Source organism: Streptomyces sp. NPDC047014 (genome assembly GCF_040644195.1).
GTDB lineage: Bacteria > Actinomycetota > Actinomycetes > Streptomycetales > Streptomycetaceae > Streptomyces.
On record NZ_JBEYVX010000066.1, the window covers coordinates 1 to 21,608 of the forward strand.

The following is a 21,608-nucleotide window of genomic DNA, read 5'->3' on the forward strand; positions in this document are numbered from 1 at the left end:
CCGATGCGGGTGCGGAGCTGGAGACCTCCGGGACGACCCCGCGCCGCAGGAACTCCTTCGTGGCCTCGCGCGCGCACAGAAACTGCCCGGTCAGGTTGGACCGGCGTACGCGCCCCTGGCGCGCGGCTGCCGCCCCCGCGGCTGCCGCGCCCCGGCCCGGCGTGTGCACGGGCGGCGGGTGCGGTATGTGATCGGCTCCGAGCCCGGCCAGGTCAACGGCATGCGATGGCGCCCGGGAAGCGCGCCGTAACGAGGGCTGCCCGGCCCGGTACGCGAGACGTACCGTGCCGCGAGGTGGTCCCGTACGGTCCGCCGCCCGGGGCCCGACGGCTCCGGGCGCGGGCCGCCCCGTACCGTACGCCCGACATCCCCCGCGGGATGCGCGCGGCGCGGGCGGGCGGCGCCCTACGGTGACAACCATCCCGCCGCATCACGCACCCGTAGGAGCACTGGACATGTCCAGCGAGTTCTTCGTCCCGGACCCGGAGGGTCACGTTCCGAACGCCGAGGGCTACTTCGGCGACTTCGGCGGCAAGTTCATCCCGGAGGCGCTGGTCGCCGCCGTGGACGAGGTCGCCGTCGAGTACGACAAGGCCAAGGGCGACCCGGCCTTCGCCGCCGAGCTGAACGACCTCATGGTCCACTACACCGGCCGCCCCAGCGCCCTCACCGAGGTGCCGCGCTTCGCCGAGCACGCGGGCGGCGCGCGGATCTTCCTCAAGCGCGAGGACCTGAACCACACCGGCTCGCACAAGATCAACAACGTGCTGGGCCAGGCCCTGCTCACCAAGCGCATGGGCAAGACCCGCGTCATCGCCGAGACCGGCGCCGGCCAGCACGGCGTGGCCACCGCCACCGCCTGCGCCCTCTTCGGCCTCGAATGCACCATCTACATGGGCGAGATCGACACCCAGCGCCAGGCCCTCAACGTGGCCCGCATGCGCATGCTGGGCGCCGAGGTCATCGCGGTGAAGTCCGGCTCCCGCACCCTCAAGGACGCCATCAACGAGGCGTTCCGCGACTGGGTCGCCAACGTGGACCGCACCCACTACCTCTTCGGCACCGTCGCCGGACCGCACCCCTTCCCGGCGATGGTCCGCGACTTCCACCGCGTCATCGGCGTCGAGGCCCGCCGCCAGATCCTGGAGCGCGCCGGCCGGCTCCCCGACGCCGTCGCCGCCTGCGTCGGCGGCGGCTCCAACGCCATCGGCCTCTTCCACGCCTTCATCCCCGACACCGGCGTCCGCCTGGTCGGCTTCGAGCCCGCCGGGCACGGCGTGGAGACCGGCGAGCACGCCGCCACCCTCACCGCCGGCGAGCCCGGCATCCTGCACGGCTCCCGCTCCTACGTCCTCCAGGACGAGGAGGGCCAGATCACCGAGCCGTACTCCATCTCCGCCGGCCTGGACTACCCGGGCATCGGCCCGGAGCACTCCTACCTCAAGGACTCCGGCCGCGGCGAGTACCGCGCCGTCACCGACGACGCGGCCATGCAGGCCCTGCGCCTGCTCTCCCGCACCGAGGGCATCATCCCGGCCATCGAGTCGGCACACGCCCTCGCCGGCGCCCTCGACCTCGGCCGGGAGCTGGGCAGCGACGGCCTCGTGCTCGTCAACCTCTCCGGCCGCGGCGACAAGGACATGGACACGGCGGCCCGCTACTTCGGCCTGTACGACACCGACGGCGAGGTCGCCGACAACGAGTTCTCCGAGGGGGACGACAAGTGAGCTCCACGCACGGACGCGGCAACGTCGAGCTGCTGAGCGCCACCCTCGCCAAGGCGAAGTCCGAGGACCGCGCCGCCCTCGTCGCCTACCTGCCCGCCGGCTTCCCGACCGTCGACGGCGGCATCGAGGCCGCCAAGGCCGTCCTCGCCGGCGGCGCGGACGTGGTCGAGATCGGCCTGCCCCACAGCGACCCCGTCCTCGACGGGCCGGTCATCCAGACCGCCGACGACATCGCCCTGCGCGGCGGGGTCCGGATCGCGGACGTGCTGCGCACCGTCCGCGAGGCCCACGAGGCCACCGGCGCCCCGATCCTGGTCATGACGTACTGGAACCCGATCGACCGCTACGGCGTCGAGCGGTTCGCGGCCGAGCTGGCCGCGGCGGGCGGCGCGGGCTGCATCCTGCCCGACCTGCCGGTGCAGGAGTCCGCCCTGTGGCGGGAGCACGCCGGCAAGCACGGCCTGGCGACCGTCTTCGTCGTGGCGCCCAGCAGCAAGGACGAGCGCCTGGCCACCATCACCGCGGCCGGCTCGGGCTTCGTCTACGCCGCCTCCCTCATGGGCGTCACCGGCACCCGCGAGTCCGTCGGCGACCAGGCCGCCGACCTGGTCCGGCGCACCCGCGCCACCAGCGAGCTCCCGGTCTGCGTCGGCCTCGGCGTCTCCAACGCCGCCCAGGCCAAGGAGGTCGCGGGCTTCGCCGACGGGGTGATCGTCGGCTCGGCCTTCGTGAAGCTGCTGCTCGACGCGCCCGACCTGCCGAGCGGGCTGGACGCCGTACGGGCCCTGGCGGGCGAGCTTGCGGAAGGCGTACGCAGGAGCTGAGACAAAACGGACACCCGATCGGGTTCTGTAGTCCGATCGGGTGGAATGGCGAGCAGGGGGGCACGCGAGTGCCTCCCTGCTTCGTTTGGCGGAGCGTGAGCGACAAGAACGACGACGGTGCGAACCGCGATGCGACGAAACGATCGGCCCGGGAACGACTCCAAGTGGAGCGCGAGCGGCAGAAGACCCGGGACAAGCGCCGGCGGACCCTCATCGTGGCCGCCGCCGTGGTCGGCGTCCTCGGTCTGGCGACCGTCGTCGGCGTGATCGCGGCCAACACCGGCAAGGACAGCAGCGCCAAGGGCGGCCCGGTCGTCGCCCCCTCCGGGGCCACCGGCAAGGACGCGCTCGCCATCCAGACGGGCAAGCCCGAGGCGAAGTCCACCCTGACGGTCTGGGAGGACTTCCGCTGTCCCGCCTGCAAGGCGTTCGAGGACAACTACCGGGAGACCATCCACGAGCTGGAGGACAAGGGCCTGCTCAAGGTGGACTACCACCTGGTCACGCTCATCGACGGGAACATGGGCGGCAGCGGCTCCCTCAAGGGGGCGAACGCCGCCGCGTGCGCGCAGGACGCCGGGAAGTTCTCCGCGTACCACGACGTCCTCTTCCAGAACCAGCCGCAGGAGGTCGACGACGCCTACGGCAAGAACGCCAAGCTGCTGGAGCTGGCCGCCAAGGTGGACGGGCTCGACACCCCCGAGTTCCGCCAGTGCGTCGAGGACGGCACGCACAACAGCTGGGTGGGCAAATCGCAGGAGGCGTTCCGCGCCGGGAAGTTCCGCGGCACCCCGACCGTGCTGCTCGACGGCAAGGACATCTTCTCCGACCAGGCCAACCCGCTGACCCCGCAGAAGCTCAAGGAGCAGGTGGAGGCGGCGGCCAAGGGCTCGGGCGGGGCGAGCGGGGCGGGCGGCGAGAGCAACGCGAAGGGCTCGGCGAAGACGTCGCCGTCCGCGTCCGCGTCACCGTCCGGGTCATCGTCCGGGGTCGGGTCCGGCTCCCGGTCCGCGTCCGCGTCTCCGTCCGCGTCGCGGACCGCCTCCGGCGGAGCCGTGAAGAGCCCCGCCGGGGACTGACTTCCGCCGATCCATGTCTGGATTTGGTTTCGACCCTGCCGGGCGGGTTGCGGTACGCACCGCCCGGCAGGGTAGCGTCAGGTCTGCCATGGACATTGCTTACATCCCCAGTCCGTCGACCGGCGTGATCCATCTCGGACCGATCCCGCTCCGCGGCTACGCGTTCTGCATCATCATCGGCGTATTCGTCGCCGTCTGGCTCGGCAACAGGCGCTGGGTCGCCCGCGGCGGCAAGCCGGGCACGGTCGCGGACATCGCCGTGTGGGCGGTGCCCTTCGGCCTCGTCGGCGGTCGCCTGTACCACGTGATCACCGACTACCAGCTCTACTTCGGCGAGGGCCGCAACTGGGTCGACGCCTTCAAGATCTGGGAAGGCGGCCTCGGCATCTGGGGCGCGATCGCCCTCGGCGCGGTGGGCGCCTGGATCGGCTGCCGGCTGCGCGGCATCCCGCTGCCGGCCTGGGCCGACGCCCTGGCCCCGGGCATCGCCCTGGCCCAGGCGTGCGGGCGCTGGGGCAACTGGTTCAACCAGGAGCTCTACGGCCGCGCCACCGACCTGCCCTGGGCGGTCGAGATCAGCGCGGGCCCGAACCGGGACCCCGGCACCTACCACCCGACCTTCCTGTACGAGTCGCTGTGGTGCATCGGTGTCGCCCTGCTGGTGATCTGGGCCGACCGCCGCTTCAAGCTGGGCCACGGACGGGCCTTCGCCCTGTACGTCGCCGCCTACTGCGTCGGCCGCGGCTGGATCGAGTACATGCGCGTGGACGAGGCGCACCACGTGCTGGGCCTGCGCCTGAACGTGTGGACCTCGATCGTCGTCTTCCTCGGCGCGGTGATCTACTTCGTGCTCTCCGCGAAGCTGCGGCCGGGCCGCGAGGCGGTGGTCGAGCCCGACGCCCCGGGCAGGACCCCGGCCGAGGGCGACGCCGCCGCGGCCAAGGACGCCAAGGACACCAAGGACGCGAAGCCGGTGGACGCGGCCGCTGCCACGGCGCCCAAGCCGGTGGCTTCCGTACCGGCCGAGGCCCAGCCCGCCAAGGCCGACCTGCGCAAGCAGGAGCCCGCCGAGGGCAAGGCCCCGGAGCCGGGCAAGCGCTGACCGCGAGGGTCGTCGAAGGGGGTGCCGCGTCCCGCGCGGCACCCCCTTCGCGTGTCCCCGTACGCCGCTCAGCGCGCCGGGATCCGGGCCGGTGGTCTCGTCACAGCCGGGTCAGGATCACCGGGCCGCTTCCTCCGGGCCGGCCGGGGGCAGCGCGGCCAGGGTGTCGGTCTCGGCGCGGGTCGGCATCGCGTCCTGGGCGCCGTGGCGCTGCACGGAGAGGGCGGCCGCCGCCGAGGCCCAGCGCAGCGCCTCCGGCATCGGCCGGCCCTCGCCGAGGGCCACCGCGAGCGCCCCCACGAAGGTGTCCCCGGCGGCGGTGGTGTCCACGGCCCGTACCCGGGGCGCGGGCACGGCCAGCGGCTCCCGGCCGCGGGCCGCGTACAGCACTCCGGCGGAGCCGAGGGTCACCACCACCTCCGGGACCGTGTCCAGCAGGGCCTCGGCGGCCCGGCGGGGGTCGGTGAGCCCGGTGAGGGCGGCCGCCTCGTGCTCGTTCGGGACGAGGAGGTCGGTCGCCGCGAGCAGGTCGGCCGGGAGCTGCTGGGCGGGGGCCGGGGTGAGCACCGTACGTACGCCCCGCGCGCGGGCGGCGGCCGCCCCGGCGAGCACCGCGGACATCGGCAGCTCCAGCTGGAGCAGGAGGGTGCGGGCGGCGGCGATCCGGGCCTCGTCCCCGGGCTCCAGGCCGGTGACGGCGGCGTTCGCGCCGGGCACCACGATGATGCTGTTGCCGCCCTCGTCGTCCACGGTGATGTGGGCGGTCCCGCTGGCTCCCTCGACGGTGCGCAGCGAGGCCGTCTCCACCCCGGCGGCGGTGAGCGCGGAGCGCAGACGTACGCCGAACTCGTCCGCCCCGACCGCGCCGATCATCACCACCTTGCCGCCGGAGCGGGCGGCGGCGACGGCCTGGTTGGCGCCCTTGCCGCCGGGGACCGTGCGGAAGGCCCGGCCGGTGACGGTCTCGCCGAGGCGGGGGGCCTTGGGGACGTAGGCGACGAGGTCCATGTTGGTGCTGCCGAGCACGGCGATGGCCGTCATGGGCGGCTGCCTCCTGTGCGGTGAGTGGGCGGGTGCCGAAGCCGGATGGGCCCCTGGGGGATTTGTGTCATGTCGGGTGGTGTGCCGGGTGTCGTGAAACGCCCCCCTGAGGCCGCCGTCACCCGGTCGCCTACCCGTAAAACCGCAGGTAAGTACGGCCTTCCTTGCTGGCGGGCGATCAAAATCGTGCGTAGGTTCGAGGCATTCCGGGGGAGCGGACCGCCTCTCCGTGCCCGTTCGTAGATATGGGGAGATATCACGGCATGTCCATCATCGACATCGAAGCACCGCTGCACACCGCGCACCGCGACAACCACACCCACCGGGACGTCAACGGTGGATGGCTGCGGCCGGCCGTCTTCGGTGCGATGGACGGGCTCGTCTCCAACCTCGCGCTCATGACCGGCGTGGCCGGCGGGGCCGTCGCCCCGCAGACCGTCGTGATCACCGGCCTGGCGGGCCTCGCCGCCGGCGCCTTCTCGATGGCGGCCGGGGAGTACACCTCCGTCGCCTCGCAGCGCGAGCTGGTCCTCGCCGAACTGGACATCGAGCGGCAGCAGTTGCGCAAGCACCCCATCGACGAGATGGAGGAGCTGGCCGAGCTGTACGTCTCCCGGGGCGTCGAGCCGCCGCTGGCCCGCGAGGTCGCCATGCAGCTGTCCCGCGACCCCGAGCAGGCGCTGGAGATCCACGCCCGCGAGGAGCTGGGGATCGACCCCGACGACCTGCCCTCGCCGCTGGTCGCCGCGGTCTCCTCCTTCGGGTCCTTCGCGCTGGGCGCGCTGCTGCCCGTACTGCCCTACCTGCTCGGGGCCACCGCGCTGTGGCCCGCCGTGCTGCTCGCGCTGGCCGGGCTCTTCCTCTGCGGCGCGGTCGTCGCCCGGGTCACCGCCCGGTCCTGGTGGTACAGCGGGCTGCGGCAGCTGGTCCTGGGTGGCGCGGCCGCGGGTGTGACGTACATCCTGGGAACCTGGATCGGCGGGGCCGTAGGCTGACCGGCCCGGGAGTGAGACACTATGCAGTGAGACACATAAGTACTCCATTACCCGGCGGTTTCGAACCTGTGTCCGCTGGGCATCACACCAGGGCTCCGGGCAATGATGCCCGTCCCGCACCGGGACCTCCGCCGCGCCGAACTGCCGTACAGGGCCGTGCAGCGCCACGGACGTCCCCCTCTTTCTGCCTCGCGCAGTGTCCGCATGTTGGAATGGCATATCCGCTTCTCGGGATAGTCGTCATCATGTAATCTGCACGAAATTTCTCGCAGAGGGCCAACGTCGTCCCTCGGCTATGCACATATGCCACGACGACGACGGGAGAGCCGATGCGTTCCGCATCCACGCACTCCGCGACCGGCCTGAACACCGCCTGGTCGCCCATGGACGGTCGCCCCGCCCAGCAGGGCATGTACGACCCGCGCAACGAGAAGGACGCCTGCGGCGTCGGCTTCGTGGCGAACCTCACCGGCGAGGCCACCCACACCCTCGTCGAGCAGGCCCTGACCGTCCTGCGGAACCTCGAGCACCGCGGCGCCACCGGCTCCGAGCCGGACTCCGGCGACGGCGCGGGCATCCTGTCCCAGGTGCCGGACGCCTTCCTGCGCGAGGTCGCCGGCTTCGAGCTGCCCGAGGCCGGCGCCTACGCCGTCGGCATCGCCTTCCTCCCCGCCGACGGCACGGCCGACGCCGCCGCCGGGCGGATCGAGGCCATCGCCGCCGAGGAGAACCTGACGGTCCTCGGCTGGCGCGAGGTCCCGGTCACCCCCGACCTGCTCGGCAACGGCGCCCGCGCCACCATGCCCGCCTTCCGCCAGCTCTTCGTGAGCAACGGCGCGACGGGTATCGAGCTGGACCGCAAGGCGTTCGTGCTGCGCAAGCGCGCCGAGCGCGAGGCCGGCGTGTACTTCCCGTCGCTCTCCGCCCGCACCATCGTCTACAAGGGCATGCTGACCACCGGCCAGCTGGAGCCCTTCTTCCCCGACCTCTCCGACCGCCGCTTCGCCTCGGCGCTCGCCCTGGTCCACTCCCGGTTCTCCACCAACACCTTCCCCAGCTGGCCGCTCGCCCACCCGTACCGCTTCGTCGCGCACAACGGCGAGATCAACACGGTCAAGGGCAACCGGAACTGGATGCGCGCCCGCGAGTCCCAGCTCGCCTCCACCGTCTTCGGCGACGCCCCGCTCGACCGGATCTTCCCGATCTGCACCCCGGACGCCTCCGACTCGGCCTCCTTCGACGAGGTCCTGGAGCTGCTGCACCTCGGCGGCCGGTCGCTCCCGCACAGCGTGCTGATGATGATCCCGGAGGCGTGGGAGAACCACACCTCCATGACCCCGGCCCGCCGCGCCTTCTACCAGTACCACTCCACGATGATGGAGCCCTGGGACGGCCCCGCCTGCGTCACCTTCACCGACGGCACCCAGGTCGGCGCGGTCCTCGACCGCAACGGCCTGCGCCCCGGCCGCTACTGGGTCACCGACGACGGCCTCGTCGTCCTCGGCTCCGAGGTCGGCGTCCTCGACATCGACCCGGCCAAGGTCGTCCGCAAGGGCCGCCTCCAGCCCGGCCGCATGTTCCTCGTCGACACCGCCCAGAAGCGGATCATCGAGGACGAGGAGATCAAGAACGAGCTGGCCGCCGCCGCCCCGTACGCCGAATGGCTGGACACCGGCGAGATCGAGCTGACGGACCTGCCCGAGCGCGAGCACATCGTGCACACCCACGCCTCGGTCACCCGCCGCCAGCAGACCTTCGGCTACACCGAGGAAGAGCTGCGCGTCATCCTCGCGCCCATGGCCCGTACGGCCGGTGAACCCCTCGGCTCCATGGGCACGGACTCGCCCATCGCGGCCCTCTCCGAGCGGCCCCGGCTGCTCTTCGACTACTTCACCCAGCTGTTCGCGCAGGTCACCAACCCGCCGCTGGACGCCATCCGCGAGGAGCTCGTCACCTCGCTGCTGTCCTCGATCGGCCCGCAGTCCAACCTGCTGGAGCCGACCGCCGCGTCCTGCCGCAGCGTCACCCTGCCCTTCCCGGTCATCGACAACGACGAGCTGGCCAAGCTCATCCACATCAACGCCGACGGCGACATGCCCGGGATGAAGGCCGCCACCCTCTCCGGCCTCTACCGGGTCTCCGGCGGCGGCGAGGCCCTGGCCGCCCGGATCGACGAGATCCGCGCCGAGGCCGACGCCGCCATCGCCGGCGGCGCCCGCCTGATCGTCCTCTCCGACCGGCACTCCGACGCCGAGCACGCGCCGATCCCCTCGCTGCTGCTCACCGCCGCCGTGCACCACCACCTCATCGCCACCAAGCAGCGCACCCAGGTGGGCCTGCTGGTCGAGGCCGGCGACGTCCGCGAGGTGCACCACGTCGCGCTGCTCATCGGCTACGGCGCCGCCGCCGTCAACCCGTACCTCGCCATGGAGTCCGTCGAGGACCTGCTGCGCGCCGGCACCTTCCTGTCCGGGCTGGAGCCCGAGCAGGCCATCAAGAACCTGATCTACGCCCTCGGCAAGGGCGTCCTCAAGGTCATGTCCAAGATGGGCATCTCCACCGTCGCCTCCTACCGCGGCGCCCAGGTCTTCGAGGCCGTCGGCCTGAACGACGAGTTCGTCGCCACCTACTTCCAGGGCACCGCCACCAAGATCGGCGGCGCCGGCCTGGACGTCATCGCCAAGGAGGTGGCCGCCCGCCACGCCAAGGCGTACCCGGCCTCCGGCGTCGCCGCCACGCACCGCGCGCTGGACATCGGCGGCGAGTACCAGTGGCGCCGCGAGGGCGAGCCGCACCTGTTCGACCCGGAGACGGTCTTCCGCCTCCAGCACGCCACCCGCAACCGCCGGTACGACATCTTCCGGCAGTACACGGACCGCGTGAACGAGCAGTCCGAGCGCCTGATGACGCTCCGCGGCCTGTTCGGCTTCACCTCCGGCCGGCCCTCGGTCCCGCTGGACGAGGTCGAGCCCGTCTCCGAGATCGTCAAGCGCTTCTCCACCGGCGCCATGTCGTACGGCTCCATCTCCAAGGAGGCGCACGAGACCCTCGCCATCGCCATGAACCAGCTGGGCGCCAAGTCCAACACCGGTGAGGGCGGCGAGGACCCGGACCGCCTCTACGACCCGGCGCGCCGCTCCTCCATCAAGCAGGTCGCCTCCGGCCGCTTCGGTGTCACCAGCGAGTACCTGGTCAACGCGGACGACATCCAGATCAAGATGGCCCAGGGCGCCAAGCCCGGCGAGGGCGGCCAGCTGCCCGGCCACAAGGTCTACCCGTGGGTCGCCAGGACGCGTCACTCGACCCCCGGCGTCGGCCTGATCTCCCCGCCGCCGCACCACGACATCTACTCCATCGAGGACCTCGCCCAGCTGATCCACGACCTCAAGAACGCCAACCCGGCCGCCCGCATCCACGTGAAGCTGGTCTCCGAGGTCGGCGTCGGAACGGTCGCGGCGGGCGTCTCCAAGGCCCACGCGGACGTCGTCCTCATCTCCGGCCACGACGGCGGTACGGGCGCCTCCCCGCTCACCTCGCTCAAGCACGCGGGCGGCCCCTGGGAGCTCGGCCTCGCCGAGACCCAGCAGACCCTGCTGCTCAACGGGCTGCGCGACCGGATCGTCGTCCAGACCGACGGCCAGCTCAAGACCGGCCGCGACGTGGTCATCGCCGCGCTGCTCGGCGCCGAGGAGTTCGGTTTCGCGACCGCGCCGCTCGTCGTCTCCGGCTGCGTCATGATGCGCGTCTGCCACCTGGACACCTGCCCCGTCGGCATCGCCACGCAGAACCCGGTCCTGCGCGACCGCTTCTCCGGCAAGCCCGAGTTCGTCGTGAACTTCTTCGAGTTCATCGCCGAGGAGGTCCGCGAGATCCTGGCCGAGCTGGGCTTCCGTACGATCGAGGAGGCCGTCGGCCACGCCGAGCTGCTGGACACCAGCAAGGCCGTCACGCACTGGAAGGCGCAGGGCCTGGACCTGCAGCCGCTGTTCCACGTGCCGGAGCTGCCCGAGGGCGCGGTCCGCCACGCCCTGATCGAGCAGGACCACGGTCTGGAGAAGGCCCTCGACAACGAGCTGATCGAGCTCGCCGCCGACGCGCTGAACGCCGCCTCCGCCGAGACGGCGCAGCCGGTCCGCGCGCAGGTCGCCATCCGCAACATCAACCGGACCGTCGGCACCATGCTCGGCCACCACGTGACGAAGAAGTTCGGCGGTGCGGGCCTGCCCGACAACACCATCGACCTGACCTTCACGGGCTCGGCCGGCCAGTCCTTCGGCGCCTTCGTCCCGAAGGGCGTCACCCTGCGCCTGGAGGGCGACGCCAACGACTACGTCGGCAAGGGCCTCTCCGGCGGCCGGATCGTGGTCCGCCCGGACCGCGGCGCCGACCACCTCGCCGAGTACTCCACCATCGCCGGCAACACCATCGGCTACGGGGCCACCGGCGGCGAGATGTTCCTGCGAGGCCGCACCGGCGAGCGCTTCTGCGTCCGCAACTCCGGCGCGCTGGTCGTCTCGGAGGGCGTGGGCGACCACGGCTGCGAGTACATGACCGGCGGCACGGCGGTCGTCCTCGGCGAGACGGGCCGTAACTTCGCGGCCGGTATGTCGGGCGGCGTCGCGTACGTCATCGACCTGGACCCGCACGCCGTGAACCCGGGCAACGCGGGCGCGGTGGAGACGGAGCTGTCCGACACCGACAGGCAGTGGCTGCACGATGTGGTGCGCCGCCACGAGGAGGAGACCGGCTCGACCGTGGCCGCGAAGCTCCTGGCTGACTGGGCCGCCGCGGCGGACCGCTTCAGCAAGATCATCCCCACCACGTACAAGGCAGTGCTCGCCGCCAAGGATGCCGCTGAGCTGGCCGGACTCTCGGAGTCCGAGACCACGGAAAAGATGATGGAGGCGGCGACCCATGGCTGACCCGAAGGGCTTCCTCACCACGGCGCGCGAGACCGCCTGCTCCCGTCCCGTCGCCGACCGGCTGAAGGACTGGAACGAGGTCTACGTCCCGGGCTCGCTGCTGCCGATCATCAGCAAGCAGGCCGGGCGCTGCATGGACTGCGGCATCCCGTTCTGCCACAACGGCTGCCCGCTCGGGAACCTGATCCCGGAGTGGAACGACTACGCCTACCGCGAGGACTGGGCGGCGGCGTCGGAGCGGCTGCACGCGACGAACAACTTCCCGGAGTTCACCGGGCGGCTGTGCCCGGCGCCGTGCGAGTCGGCGTGCGTGCTCGGCATCAACCAGCCGGCCGTCACGATCAAGAACGTCGAGGTCTCGATCATCGACAAGGCGTGGGACAACGGGGACGTGACCCCGCGGGCCCCGGAGCGCCTCTCGGGCAAGACCGTCGCCGTGATCGGCTCGGGGCCGGCCGGTCTGGCCGCCGCCCAGCAGCTGACCCGGTCCGGGCACACGGTCGTCGTCTACGAGCGGGCCGACCGCATCGGCGGGCTGCTGCGGTACGGCATCCCCGAGTTCAAGATGGAGAAGGTGCACATCAACCGCCGCATCGAGCAGATGCGGGCGGAGGGCACCAAGTTCCGTACGGGCATCGAGGTCGGCCGCGACATCACGGCGACGGATCTGCGCAAGCGGTTCGACGCGGTGGTCGTCGCGGCGGGCGCCACGGTCTCCCGCGACCTGCCGGTCCCGGGGCGCGAGCTGAACGGCGTCCACTTCGCGATGGAGTACCTGCCGCTCGCCAACAAGGTGCAGGAGGGCGACTTCATGGCGCCCCCCATCACCGCCGAGGGCAAGCACGTGATCGTCATCGGCGGCGGCGACACCGGCGCGGACTGCGTGGGCACCGCCCACCGGCAGGGCGCGGCCTCGGTCACGCAGCTGGAGATCATGCCGAAGCCGGGCGCTGAGCGGAACGCGAACCAGCCGTGGCCGACGTTCCCGATGCTGTACAAGGTCACCTCGGCGCACGAGGAGGGCGGCGAGCGGGTCTACTCGGTCTCGACCACCCACTTCGAGGGGGACGAGGACGGCAACGTCCAGGCCCTGCACCTGGTGGAGGTCGCCTTCGAGGACGGCAAGCTCGTCCAGAAGCCGGGCACCGAGCGCGTCCTCCCGGCGCAGCTGGTCACTCTGGCGATGGGCTTCACGGGCACCGACCAGGCGAACGGCCTGACGCAGCAGTTCGGCCTGGAGCTGGACGCCCGCGGCAACATCGACCGCGACGCGTCCTACGCGACGAACGTCGACGGCGTCTTCGTCGCGGGCGACGCGGGCCGCGGCCAGTCCCTGATCGTCTGGGCCATCGCGGAGGGCCGCTCGGCGGCCCGAGGCGTAGACCGCTACCTGACGGGCACGAGCACCCTCCCGTACCCGGTCAAGCCGACGGACCGCTCCCTGATGGTGTAACCCGACGGCCCTCCGCCCCCCCCCGGCGGAACGGCTCCGTAACCAACACCCCCGCCCCGGGGAAGGGGCGGACCCCTCATACGGCCCGTACAACGGCGTACGGAACCCCGACACGCCGCCCGCCACGTCCCCGACCAGGGGTGGCGGGCGTCGTGGCGTTTCCGGGGTGCGTACTCAGTGCGTGAAGAGGGGGGAGGCGGCGGATTCTGAGGTGGGTTGCCAGTAGGTGACCTGGGCTTTGGGGGTCATGTGGACGCCGCCCGGGGGGAGTTGCAGGAGGGTGCCCTCGCCGGTGTTTTCCTCCGGGGGCTGGCCGTGGGGGGCCAGGGCCAGGTCTGTGGTGAGGGTGGCGGACTGCTTGCCGCCCTGGCGGGCCAGGAGGCCCGCGTAGGCGGATTTGCCGGGTTCCAGGAGGACCGGGGCCTGCGGTTTTGTGGATTCCATGACGGCTATCAGGGGGCCGAAGCCGTCCTTGATGCGGAGTACCGGGTAGGACGTCAGCAGGCAGCTCGTGGGGCCCTTGTTGTCCACGGTGAGCATGAGCTTCGAGTCGTCCTTGGACGGGGGGACGGCCCACTCGACCGAGACCTGGGCGTATTCGTCCGAGCAGTTGCCGTTCTTGCCGGTCGGCTCGCCCTCCGCCTCTCCCGGGCGGGGGACGGGGGAGGAGGTGGACGGGGCCGCCTGCGTGGGTGTGGGGGTGGGGGATTGGGAGCCCGCTTCGGCGGGCGGGGTGCAGGACAGCGTGGCCAGGAGGGCTGCCGTTGTCAGGGTCAGGGCGGCTGTTCGGGTGCGGTGGTGGGTGTGCATCCTGGTCCCCCGGTCGGTGGTGTGGACTGCGTTCTGTGGGTGTGCCCGGTGCGGGGGTGCGGTTCACGCACCGCGGGGGATCGTCGCAGGGTGCGCATACGCCGCGCACGCGCCGCGCATCGTGCGGTCATGCCGGCCCCGGGGCGTCCTCCTCCCGCGCCGGCTCGTCGTCGTTGCCGCGGAGCAGGGTGCGCAGGGCGTGGTTCGGGGTCCAGGTGCGCAGGACCAGGTCGTCGCCCCGGACCGTGGTGCGGACGACCTCCGTCAGGTCGGCGTAGAAGAGGTGGAAGGGGTGCGGGGTCTGCGTCTCCTCCGCGTACCGGTGCAGCTCCGGCGGGTCGACGAGCTCCACCGCGCGCCCCGAGATCCGCACGTCCCCGTCCGGCATCGTCTCGCCCGCGCCCGGGTTGGTGTGCAGGGCGAAGCGCGGGTCGCGCTGGAGGTCCCTGGCCTTCATCGAGCCCGGCATCATGCCGAGCCACAGCTCCCCGCCCCGGATGTCGACGTTCAGCCCGCTCGCCCGGGGCGAGCCGTCCTTGCGCAGGGTGGCCAGGACATGGTGCGGGTACTGGGCGAAACGGGCCCGGACGGCCGCGGCGAACTCCGGTTCGGCCCGCGCGAAGACTTCCCAGCTGGTGTGCGTCATCCGACCATCAAAGCGCGGGCCGCCACGGCCGCGGGTCAGGCGCGCACGATGCCCGCGCCGCGCGCCGCCGCCAGCCAGCCGGGGTACTCCCCGAGCAGCCGGTCGTACAGCTCGCCGTCCGGTACGGACCGGGGATCGAGCCCCGCGTGGAAGTACCCCGCGTTGTCCACGGGCCGCTTCTCCGGCACCGGCAGCTCGTCCAGGCGGCGCAGGAAGTCGAACTGCGTGCTGCGCGTATTGCCGAAGCCGATGAACTGCCAGAACAGCGGCAGCCGGGCCGCCTTGCACAGGTACTTCTCCGCGAGCGGCTTGTTGATGGGGCCGCCGTCGGTCTGGAAGACGACCAGACCCGGATCCGTCGCCCCCGAGTCCAGGTAGTGGTCGATGACCGCGTCCATCGCCGCGTGGTAGGAGGTCTTGCCCATGTGGCCGAGGCGGGAGGCGATCGCGGTGACCCGGCCCTGGTGCCCGGCCAGCGATATCTCCTCCACGGCGTCCACCTCGGTGGAGAAGAAGACCACCGGGACGCGGCCGTCGTCGTCCAGGTGCGCCGACAGCCCCAGTACCCGGTCGGCCAGCGCCTGCACGCTGCCGTCCTGGTAGTACGGCCGCATGGAGCCGGAGTAGTCCAGGACCAGGTAGACGGCCGCCCGCCCGCCCTCCAGGCCGTGCTTGCGGAGGGAGACCCCGGCCTTCTTGTACAGGCTCACCAGAGCCGGGGCCGTCTCCTCGACCTTGCGGAGGCTGATGGCGCTGCTCGTCATGGGCCGAGGGTACGTCAGCACCCCCGGCCCCGGCTCCGTTTCGTGAACCTCCGGCCCTGGACCGGGGAAAGCCCTAGTCCTTGATCGTGTACGAGCAGCCCTTCACCGCCGTGACGCCGTCGCTCTGCGCCACCTGCTTGCCGTCCACCTTGATCACGCACGGCGCCTGCTGGAGCTTGCCGTCGGCGCCCGTGATCGTGCCCGGGACCACGCTCACCAGGTAGCCCACCTTCCGCTCCGCCGCGGTGAGTTCGACCGTGCCCGACTTCGACCACGGCAGGGTCTGCGGCTCGAAACCGCTGCCGACACCGTTGAACATCACCGCCGTCTTGCCCGTACCCCCGACCTCCAGGGTCACCTCGTGCTTCCCGCCCCCGGCCGCCGCGGCCGGGGCCGAGGCCGGGCCCGAGCCCTGCGAGGCCGCAGGCTGCGGCTGCTTGCCGCCCCCCTCGTCCGCCGGCTTCGGCTCCGCGCCCCCGCAGCCCGTCAGCAGCAGGGCCGCCGTCGCCGTCGCCGCCGCGCACAGGGCCGTCCCGGTGATCGTCCTTCGCATGGTTCCGCTACCTCGATCGTGCTCGTCCGTACGTGTTCGTCCGTACGTGTTCGTCCGTCTGATCGAAAAGAATGGACGCATGACCACACGCGCCCGTTCCTTCGACACCGCAGCAGTTTCGTACGGGAAGCACCGCCCCGGTTATCCGCCCGCCCTCTTCGACGCCCTCGAAGAGCTCACCGGACGCCCCCTCGCCGGCGCCCGCGTCGCCGACATCGGCGCCGGTACCGGCATCGCCACCGCCCTGCTGCACGCGCGCGGCGCCGACGTCCTCGCCGTCGAGCCCGGCGACGGCATGGCCGCCGAACTGCGCCGCGCCCACCCGCGGATCCCCGTCGTACGCGGCGACGGCGACCGGCTGCCGCTGCCCTCCGCCGCCTTCGACCTGCTCACCTACGCCCAGGCATGGCACTGGACCGACCCGGAGCGCTCCGTCCCCGAGGCCCGCCGCGTGCTGCGCCCCGGCGGCGCGCTCGCCCTCTGGTGGAACGACGCGGACCTCACCGTCCCGTGGATCGCCGCACAGGGGGAGCGCCTCGCCGCCTTCTTCGGCGCGGCCGGCGGCAGCCCCGTCCGCGCTCTCCCGCAGGGCATCGGGGAGTTCACCACCCGCTCCGTGCGCTGGTCCCGCCGCGTCCCGCTCGACACCCACCTCGCCAACCTCGCCAGCCACTCCGCCTTCCTCGTGCTCGGCGAGGAGCGCACCCGCGCCTACTTCGCGGGCGAACGCGCCCTGCTGGCCCCCCTCTTCCCCGAGGGCACGGTCGAGGAGAGCTACGTCGTCACCCTCAGGGTCGCCCGGGTGTGAAGGACCGCAGCACCTCCGCCCGGCAGACGGGCGGCGTGCCCCAGGCGTCCCGCAGCGGCCGGGCCTTGCGCAGCCACAGCGACAGGTCCAGCTCCTCCGTGTAGCCGACCGCCCCGTGCAGCCGCAGCGCCGTCATGGCCGCCGCGTACGCCGCCTCCCCGCAGCGCAGCTTCGCCGCCGCGACCTCGCCCGCCCCCGGGGACAGCCCGGCCGCCCACAGCAGCGGCCGGGCGAACTCCACCCCGAGCAGGGTGTCCGCCAGCCGGTGCTTGACCGCCTGGAAGGCGCCGACCGGCGTCCCGAACTGCCTGCGCTGCCCGGCGTACGCGACCGTCCGCTCCAGCAGCGCCTCGGCGAGGCCCAGGCACTGGGCCGCCGTCAGCAGCCGGGCCCACCGCCCGGCCACCGCCGCCGCCCGGAGCACCTCCGGCCCCGCCGCGAGGAGTTCGCCCCCGCGCGCGGGCAGCCGGAACAGCCGCCGCGCCGGGTCCGTCGACCGGACCGGCCCGTCCGCGCCACCGGCCGGCCCGAGGTCACCGGCCAGCCGCAGCGCGCCCTCCGCCGACACCGTGAAGCGGTGCGCCGCCGCGTCCGCGTCCAGGGCGTACGGACTCCCCCCGGGCAGGACCAGCGTCGCCCAGGCCCCGCCCGCCAGCAGCCCCGGCAGGAACCGCTTCGCGAGCTCCGCGTCCCCCAGCTCCGACAGCAGCACCGCCACCGCCGCGCTCTCCACCACCGGCCCCGGCACCGCCGCCCGCCCCAGCTCCACGAAGCCGAGCGCCAGCTCCAGCGGGAGCGGGCCCAGCCCCTCGTACGCCTCCGCCGCGGCCAGCGCGAACAGGCCCGTGCCCGCCAGCCGCGCCCGCAGCCCGTCCCCGGGCCCGTGCTCGCCGTCCGCCCAGGCCCGTACCGCCTCCGGCACCCGCGCCGAGGCCAGCAGGGAGCGCAGCGTACGGGCGAACTCCGCCTGCTCCCCGGTCGGCAGGAAACGCATCAGCGGCGGCCCTTCGGGAGGCCGAGCAGCCGCTCGGCGATGATGTCGCGCTGGATCTCGTTCGTGCCCGCGTAGATCGGCCCGGCCAGCGAGAACAGCCAGGGCTCGGCCCACGGGCCGTCCGCGTGCTCGGCGTCCGCGCCCAGCAGGTCCAGCGCCGTCTCGTGCAGGGCGATGTCGTACTCCGACCAGAACACCTTGTTCAGGCTGGACTCGGCCCCGCTCCGCCCGCCCGCCGCGTGCCGCGCGGCCGCCGCCCAGGTGAACAGCTCGTAGGCCCGCGCCCCGACCAGCGCGTCGGCCACCCGGTCGCGCAGCGCCGTGTCCGAGGGATCGCCCTGCGCCCGCCACAGCCCGGCCAGCCGGTCCGCCGCCGCCAGGAAGCGGCCGGGGGAGCGCAGCATCAGACCGCGCTCGTTGCCGGTGGCCGACATCGCGATCCGCCAGCCCTGCCCCGGCTCCCCGATCACGTCCCCGTCCGGTACGAAGACCTCGTCCAGGAACAGCTCCGCGAAGGCGGGCTTGCCGTCCAGACGGCCGATGGGCCGCACCGTCACCCCCGGCGCCCGCAGGTCGAACATCAGGTACGTCAGCCCCTCGTGCCGCGCCGGAGCCTCCGGATCGGTGCGGAAGATGCCGAAGGCGCGGTCCGCGAACGCCGCCCGCGAGGACCAGGTCTTCTGCCCGGACAGCAGCCAGCCGCCCGCCGTGCGCACCGCCCGCGAGCGCAGCGCGGCCAGGTCGGAGCCCGCCTCCGGCTCCGACCACGCCTGCGCCCAGACCACCTCGCCGCCCGCCATCGGCGGCAGCACCCGGGCCCGCTGCTCCGGCGTCGCGTGGTCGAACAGGGTCGGTGCGAGCAGGCTGATGCCGTTCTGCGAGACCCGGCCGGGCGCCCCCGCCGCCCAGTACTCCTCCTCGAAGACCAGCCACCGTACGAGGTCCACGCCCCGGCCCCCGTACTCCTCGGGCCAGGACACCACCGACCAGCGGTCCGCGTGCAGCCGCGCCTCCCACTCGCGGTGCGCGGCGAAGCCCTCCCGGGTCTCCAGCGACGGCAGCGGCGCGGCGGGGACATGGGCGGCGAGCCAGGCGCGGGCCTCGGCCCGGAAGGCCCGCACCTCCGCCGTCTCGGTGAGGTCCATCAGGTGCCCGCCTCCCTGTGGCGCCCGCGCGGGAACGGCCCGCGCACGCTTCCCTAACAAGTGTTTGGTAGGTTAACGTACGGCCATGAGCAGCGTCGAGAAGCCCGGATGAACGCGCCCCGGTACACCCCCGGCCACCACCTGCTGAGGGGGCGCACCGCCGTCGTCACCGCCGCCGCCGGAGCCGGCATCGGCGGCGCCACCGCCCGCCGCTTCCTGGAGGAGGGCGCCCGCGTCGTCCTCGGCGACGCCCACGCCCGCCGGCTCAAGGAGACCGAGGACACCCTCACCGCCGAGTTCGGGCCCGGCCGGGTCAGCTCCCTGCCCTGCGACGTCACCGACGAGGACCAGGTCCAAGCCCTGTTCGCCCACGCCGAGGAGACCCACGGCCGCCTGGACATCGTCGTCAACAACGCCGGACTCGGCGGCACCGCCGCCCTCGTCGACATGAGCGACGCCCAGTGGTCCCGCGTCCTCGACGTCACCCTGAACGGCACCTTCCGCTGCACCCGCGCCGCCCTGCGCTCCTTCCGCCGGTCCGGCACCGGAGGGGTCCTCGTCAACAACGCCTCCGTCGTCGGCTGGCGCGCCCAGACCGGCCAGGCCCACTACGCCGCCGCCAAGGCCGGGGTGATGGCCCTGACCCGCTGCGCGGCCCTGGAGGCCGCGGAATTCGGCGTACGGGTCAACGCGGTCGCCCCCAGCCTGGCCATGCACCCGCACCTCGCGAAGGTCACCAGCGCGGAACTCCTCGCCGAACTCACCGCCCGCGAGGCGTTCGGCCGGCACGCCGAGCCCTGGGAGGTCGCCAACGTCATCGTCTTCCTCGCCAGCGGCTACTCCTCCTACATGACCGGCGAGACCGTCTCCGTCAGCAGCCAGCATCCCTAGAGGCCCGGCCGGCGTCCCGCCGACCGAGAATGGACCCGTGCCGACGAACCAGCCGGCGGTCCCGCCGACCGCCAAGAAGAAGACCCAGGTGACCCCCTCGCCCGAGCGGCGCCGCGAACTCCTCGCCACCGCCGCCGAGGTGTTCGCCGCCCAGGGCTACAACGCCACCACCGTCCGCAAGATCGCCGACGCCGCCGGAATGCTCGCCGGCAGCCTCTACTACCACTTCGATTCCAAGGAATCGATGCTCGACGAGATCCTGTCCGTCTTCCTGACCGAGCTCTGGGACGGCTACGACGCCGTCCTCGCCGCCGGCCTCGGCCCCCGCGAGACCATCGAAGCCCTCGTCACCGAGTCCTTCCGGGAGATCGACCGGCACCGCGCCGCCGTCGCGATCTACCAGAAGGAGGCCCGTACCCTCGCCGCCCAGCCCCGCTTCCACTACCTGTCCGACTCGCAGCAGAAGTTCGAGAAGGCATGGCTGGGCACCCTAGAACGGGGCGTCGTGGCCCACGTCTTCCGCGCCGACCTCGACATCCGGCTCACCTACCGCTTCGTCCGCGACACGGTGTGGGTGGCGGCCTCCTGGTACCGGCCCGGCGGACAGCACAGCCCCGAGGAGATCGCCCGCCAGTACCTGTCGATGGTCCTGGACGGGATCGCCCTGCGCCCCTGACCCGACCGGAGGAGCCCCGATGCCCGAGGCATACATCGTCGAAGCCGTACGCACCCCCGTGGGACGGCGCGGCGGCGGACTGGCCGCCGTCCACCCGGCCGACCTCGGCGCGCACGTGCTGACGGCGCTCGTCGCACGCACCGGCATCGACCCCGCCGCCGTCGAGGACGTGGTCTTCGGCTGCCTCGACACCGTCGGCCCGCAGGCCGGGGACATCGCCCGCACGGCCTGGCTGGCCGCCGGGCTGCCCGAGGAGGTGCCCGGCGTCACCGTCGACCGGCAGTGCGGTTCCTCCCAGCAGGCCGTGCACTTCGCCGCCCAGGCCGTGCTCTCCGGCACCCAGGACCTGGTCGTCGCGGGCGGCACCCAGAACATGTCCATGATCCCGATCGCCTTCGCCGCCCGCCAGGCCGCCGAACCCCTCGGCCTCACCGAAGGCCCGTACGCCGGATCCGCGGGCTGGCGCGCCCGGTACGGGGACGCCCCCGTCAACCAGTTCCACGGCGCCGAGCTGATCGCCCGGAAGTGGGGGATCTCCCGCCGGGACATGGAGGAGTTCGCCCTGCGCTCCCACCGGCGCGCGGTCCGCGCCCTCGACGAGGGCCGCTTCGACCGCGAGACCGTGCCCTACGGGGCCGTCACCGCCGACGAGGGCCCGCGCCGGGACACCACCGCCGAGAAGATGGCCGCCCTCGCGCCGGTCGTCGCGGGCGGCACCCTCACCGCGGCCGTCTCCTCCCAGGTCTCCGACGGCGCCGCGGCCCTGCTCATCGCCTCCGGGCGGGCGGTCCGCGAACACGGCCTGCGCCCCCGCGCCCGCGTCCACCACCTCTCCGTCCGGGGCGAGGACCCGATCCGGATGCTGTCCGCCCCGATCCCGGCGACCGCCCACGCCCTCAAGAAGACCGGCATGGCCCTCGCCGACATCGACCTGGTGGAGATCAACGAAGCCTTCGCCCCGGTCGTCCTCGCCTGGCTCAAGGAGACCGGCGCCGACCCGGAGAAGGTCAACGTCAACGGCGGGGCCATCGCCCTGGGCCACCCCCTGGGCGCCACCGGGGTCCGCCTGATGACCACGCTCCTGCACGAGCTGGAGCGCACCGGCGGCCGCTTCGGCCTCCAGACCATGTGCGAGGGCGGCGGCCAGGCCAACGTCACGATCATCGAACGGCTCTGAC

Annotated in this window: 18 protein-coding genes and 1 pseudogene; 11 read left to right on the top strand and 8 right to left on the bottom strand. The window is 72.8% G+C overall.

All coding sequences use genetic code 11. The annotated features are described in order from the left end of the window. A pseudogene (locus tag ABZ873_RS26140) lies at positions 1 to 97 on the bottom strand (sugar dehydrogenase); the annotation flags it as partial. A 358-nt stretch (positions 98 to 455) separates the two neighbouring features. On the opposite strand from ABZ873_RS26140, the gene trpB reads away from it, so the two are divergent. The 4 genes from trpB to lgt all read left to right on the top strand — a co-directional run bounded on the left by trpB (position 456) and on the right by lgt (position 4,732). Beyond that, positions 456 to 1,727, top strand: coding sequence for a tryptophan synthase subunit beta (gene trpB / locus ABZ873_RS26145; protein ID WP_360876374.1), 1,272 nt, complete (start codon positions 456 to 458; stop codon positions 1,725 to 1,727). Then, complete coding sequence (trpA, locus tag ABZ873_RS26150; RefSeq protein ID WP_360876377.1) at positions 1,724 to 2,551, top strand: tryptophan synthase subunit alpha; 828 nt, start codon at positions 1,724 to 1,726, stop codon at positions 2,549 to 2,551. Before trpB ends, trpA begins: the two co-directional genes overlap by 4 nt. Positions 2,552 to 2,646: 95 nt before the next feature. Then, positions 2,647 to 3,630, top strand: a complete 984-nt coding sequence (locus tag ABZ873_RS26155) for a thioredoxin domain-containing protein (protein ID WP_360876380.1) — start codon at positions 2,647 to 2,649, stop codon at positions 3,628 to 3,630. A gap of 88 nt (positions 3,631 to 3,718) precedes the next feature. Continuing rightward, positions 3,719 to 4,732 (top strand): prolipoprotein diacylglyceryl transferase, encoded by a 1,014-nt coding sequence (lgt, locus tag ABZ873_RS26160; protein ID WP_360876383.1) that lies wholly within the window; start codon positions 3,719 to 3,721, stop codon positions 4,730 to 4,732. Between the two features lie 117 nt (positions 4,733 to 4,849). On the opposite strand, the gene rbsK is transcribed toward lgt, so the two are convergent. Beyond that, the gene (gene rbsK / locus ABZ873_RS26165; protein WP_360876386.1) at positions 4,850 to 5,773 is read right to left on the bottom strand and encodes a ribokinase; all 924 of its coding nucleotides are present in this window, start codon (positions 5,771 to 5,773) and stop codon (positions 4,850 to 4,852) included. Positions 5,774 to 6,036: 263 nt separating this feature from the next. On the opposite strand from rbsK, the gene ABZ873_RS26170 reads away from it, so the two are divergent. The 3 genes from ABZ873_RS26170 to ABZ873_RS26180 all read left to right on the top strand — a co-directional run bounded on the left by ABZ873_RS26170 (position 6,037) and on the right by ABZ873_RS26180 (position 13,143). Beyond that, positions 6,037 to 6,768: a VIT1/CCC1 transporter family protein gene (locus ABZ873_RS26170; RefSeq protein ID WP_360876388.1), complete on the top strand. Its 732-nt coding sequence runs from the start codon at positions 6,037 to 6,039 to the stop codon at positions 6,766 to 6,768. Between the two features lie 383 nt (positions 6,769 to 7,151). After that, positions 7,152 to 11,690, top strand: coding sequence for a glutamate synthase large subunit (gene gltB, locus ABZ873_RS26175; protein ID WP_360876457.1), 4,539 nt, complete (start codon positions 7,152 to 7,154; stop codon positions 11,688 to 11,690). Continuing rightward, a complete protein-coding gene (locus ABZ873_RS26180; RefSeq protein ID WP_360876391.1) occupies positions 11,683 to 13,143 on the top strand; it encodes a glutamate synthase subunit beta in 1,461 nt (486 codons plus the stop codon). The genes gltB and ABZ873_RS26180 overlap by 8 nt, the downstream gene beginning before the upstream one ends. Before the next feature lie 174 nt (positions 13,144 to 13,317). Here ABZ873_RS26180 and ABZ873_RS26185 read toward each other — a convergent pair whose 3' ends face one another. From ABZ873_RS26185 to ABZ873_RS26200, 4 genes are all read right to left on the bottom strand, one after another. Beyond that, entirely contained in the window at positions 13,318 to 13,953 is a 636-nt protein-coding gene (locus tag ABZ873_RS26185) for a DUF4232 domain-containing protein (RefSeq protein ID WP_360876394.1), read from the bottom strand. A gap of 127 nt (positions 13,954 to 14,080) precedes the next feature. Beyond that, positions 14,081 to 14,599 carry a pyridoxamine 5'-phosphate oxidase family protein gene (locus ABZ873_RS26190; protein WP_360876397.1) on the bottom strand — a complete coding sequence of 173 codons (519 nt, stop codon included), beginning with the start codon at positions 14,597 to 14,599 and terminating at the stop codon, positions 14,081 to 14,083. Between the two features lie 35 nt (positions 14,600 to 14,634). Beyond that, positions 14,635 to 15,363 carry a VWA domain-containing protein gene (locus ABZ873_RS26195; protein WP_360876400.1) on the bottom strand — a complete coding sequence of 243 codons (729 nt, stop codon included), beginning with the start codon at positions 15,361 to 15,363 and terminating at the stop codon, positions 14,635 to 14,637. A 73-nt stretch (positions 15,364 to 15,436) separates the two neighbouring features. Beyond that, complete coding sequence (locus tag ABZ873_RS26200; protein WP_360876403.1) at positions 15,437 to 15,916, bottom strand: hypothetical protein; 480 nt, start codon at positions 15,914 to 15,916, stop codon at positions 15,437 to 15,439. Between the two features lie 79 nt (positions 15,917 to 15,995). Between ABZ873_RS26200 and ABZ873_RS26205 the strand changes: the two genes are divergently transcribed. Continuing rightward, complete coding sequence (locus ABZ873_RS26205; protein ID WP_360876406.1) at positions 15,996 to 16,724, top strand: class I SAM-dependent methyltransferase; 729 nt, start codon at positions 15,996 to 15,998, stop codon at positions 16,722 to 16,724. On the opposite strand, the gene ABZ873_RS26210 is transcribed toward ABZ873_RS26205, so the two are convergent. Together ABZ873_RS26210 and ABZ873_RS26215 are read right to left on the bottom strand one after the other, a co-directional pair. After that, positions 16,705 to 17,718: an acyl-CoA dehydrogenase family protein gene (locus tag ABZ873_RS26210; RefSeq protein ID WP_360876409.1), complete on the bottom strand. Its 1,014-nt coding sequence runs from the start codon at positions 17,716 to 17,718 to the stop codon at positions 16,705 to 16,707. The genes ABZ873_RS26205 and ABZ873_RS26210 overlap by 20 nt on opposite strands. Further along, the gene (locus ABZ873_RS26215; protein ID WP_360876411.1) at positions 17,718 to 18,863 is read right to left on the bottom strand and encodes an acyl-CoA dehydrogenase family protein; all 1,146 of its coding nucleotides are present in this window, start codon (positions 18,861 to 18,863) and stop codon (positions 17,718 to 17,720) included. Before ABZ873_RS26215 ends, ABZ873_RS26210 begins: the two co-directional genes overlap by 1 nt. A 108-nt stretch (positions 18,864 to 18,971) precedes the next feature. Here ABZ873_RS26215 and ABZ873_RS26220 point away from each other — a divergent pair, with 108 nt between their 5' ends. The 3 genes from ABZ873_RS26220 to ABZ873_RS26230 are packed head-to-tail and all read left to right on the top strand — an operon-like array spanning position 18,972 to position 21,607. Then, positions 18,972 to 19,754 carry an SDR family oxidoreductase gene (locus ABZ873_RS26220; protein ID WP_360876414.1) on the top strand — a complete coding sequence of 261 codons (783 nt, stop codon included), beginning with the start codon at positions 18,972 to 18,974 and terminating at the stop codon, positions 19,752 to 19,754. Positions 19,755 to 19,791: 37 nt separating this feature from the next. Beyond that, positions 19,792 to 20,430 carry a TetR/AcrR family transcriptional regulator gene (locus tag ABZ873_RS26225; protein WP_360876417.1) on the top strand — a complete coding sequence of 213 codons (639 nt, stop codon included), beginning with the start codon at positions 19,792 to 19,794 and terminating at the stop codon, positions 20,428 to 20,430. 19 nt (positions 20,431 to 20,449) lie between these two features. Further along, positions 20,450 to 21,607 (top strand): acetyl-CoA C-acetyltransferase, encoded by a 1,158-nt coding sequence (locus tag ABZ873_RS26230; protein ID WP_360876420.1) that lies wholly within the window; start codon positions 20,450 to 20,452, stop codon positions 21,605 to 21,607. Position 21,608: the final 1 nt, after the last annotated feature.

Coding starts and splice junctions, on each gene's coding strand:
- gltB (WP_360876457.1), top strand. CDS start 7,152: ATGGACGGTCGCCCCGCCCAGCAGGGCATGTACGACCCGCGCAACGAG.
- rbsK (WP_360876386.1), bottom strand. CDS start 5,773: ATGACGGCCATCGCCGTGCTCGGCAGCACCAACATGGACCTCGTCGCC.
- trpB (WP_360876374.1), top strand. CDS start 456: ATGTCCAGCGAGTTCTTCGTCCCGGACCCGGAGGGTCACGTTCCGAAC.
- ABZ873_RS26205 (WP_360876406.1), top strand. CDS start 15,996: ATGACCACACGCGCCCGTTCCTTCGACACCGCAGCAGTTTCGTACGGG.
- ABZ873_RS26200 (WP_360876403.1), bottom strand. CDS start 15,916: ATGCGAAGGACGATCACCGGGACGGCCCTGTGCGCGGCGGCGACGGCG.
- ABZ873_RS26180 (WP_360876391.1), top strand. CDS start 11,683: ATGGCTGACCCGAAGGGCTTCCTCACCACGGCGCGCGAGACCGCCTGC.
- ABZ873_RS26220 (WP_360876414.1), top strand. CDS start 18,972: ATGAACGCGCCCCGGTACACCCCCGGCCACCACCTGCTGAGGGGGCGC.
- ABZ873_RS26215 (WP_360876411.1), bottom strand. CDS start 18,863: ATGGACCTCACCGAGACGGCGGAGGTGCGGGCCTTCCGGGCCGAGGCC.
- lgt (WP_360876383.1), top strand. CDS start 3,719: ATGGACATTGCTTACATCCCCAGTCCGTCGACCGGCGTGATCCATCTC.
- ABZ873_RS26230 (WP_360876420.1), top strand. CDS start 20,450: ATGCCCGAGGCATACATCGTCGAAGCCGTACGCACCCCCGTGGGACGG.
- ABZ873_RS26185 (WP_360876394.1), bottom strand. CDS start 13,953: ATGCACACCCACCACCGCACCCGAACAGCCGCCCTGACCCTGACAACG.
- ABZ873_RS26190 (WP_360876397.1), bottom strand. CDS start 14,599: ATGACGCACACCAGCTGGGAAGTCTTCGCGCGGGCCGAACCGGAGTTC.
- ABZ873_RS26195 (WP_360876400.1), bottom strand. CDS start 15,363: ATGACGAGCAGCGCCATCAGCCTCCGCAAGGTCGAGGAGACGGCCCCG.
- ABZ873_RS26210 (WP_360876409.1), bottom strand. CDS start 17,718: ATGCGTTTCCTGCCGACCGGGGAGCAGGCGGAGTTCGCCCGTACGCTG.
- ABZ873_RS26170 (WP_360876388.1), top strand. CDS start 6,037: ATGTCCATCATCGACATCGAAGCACCGCTGCACACCGCGCACCGCGAC.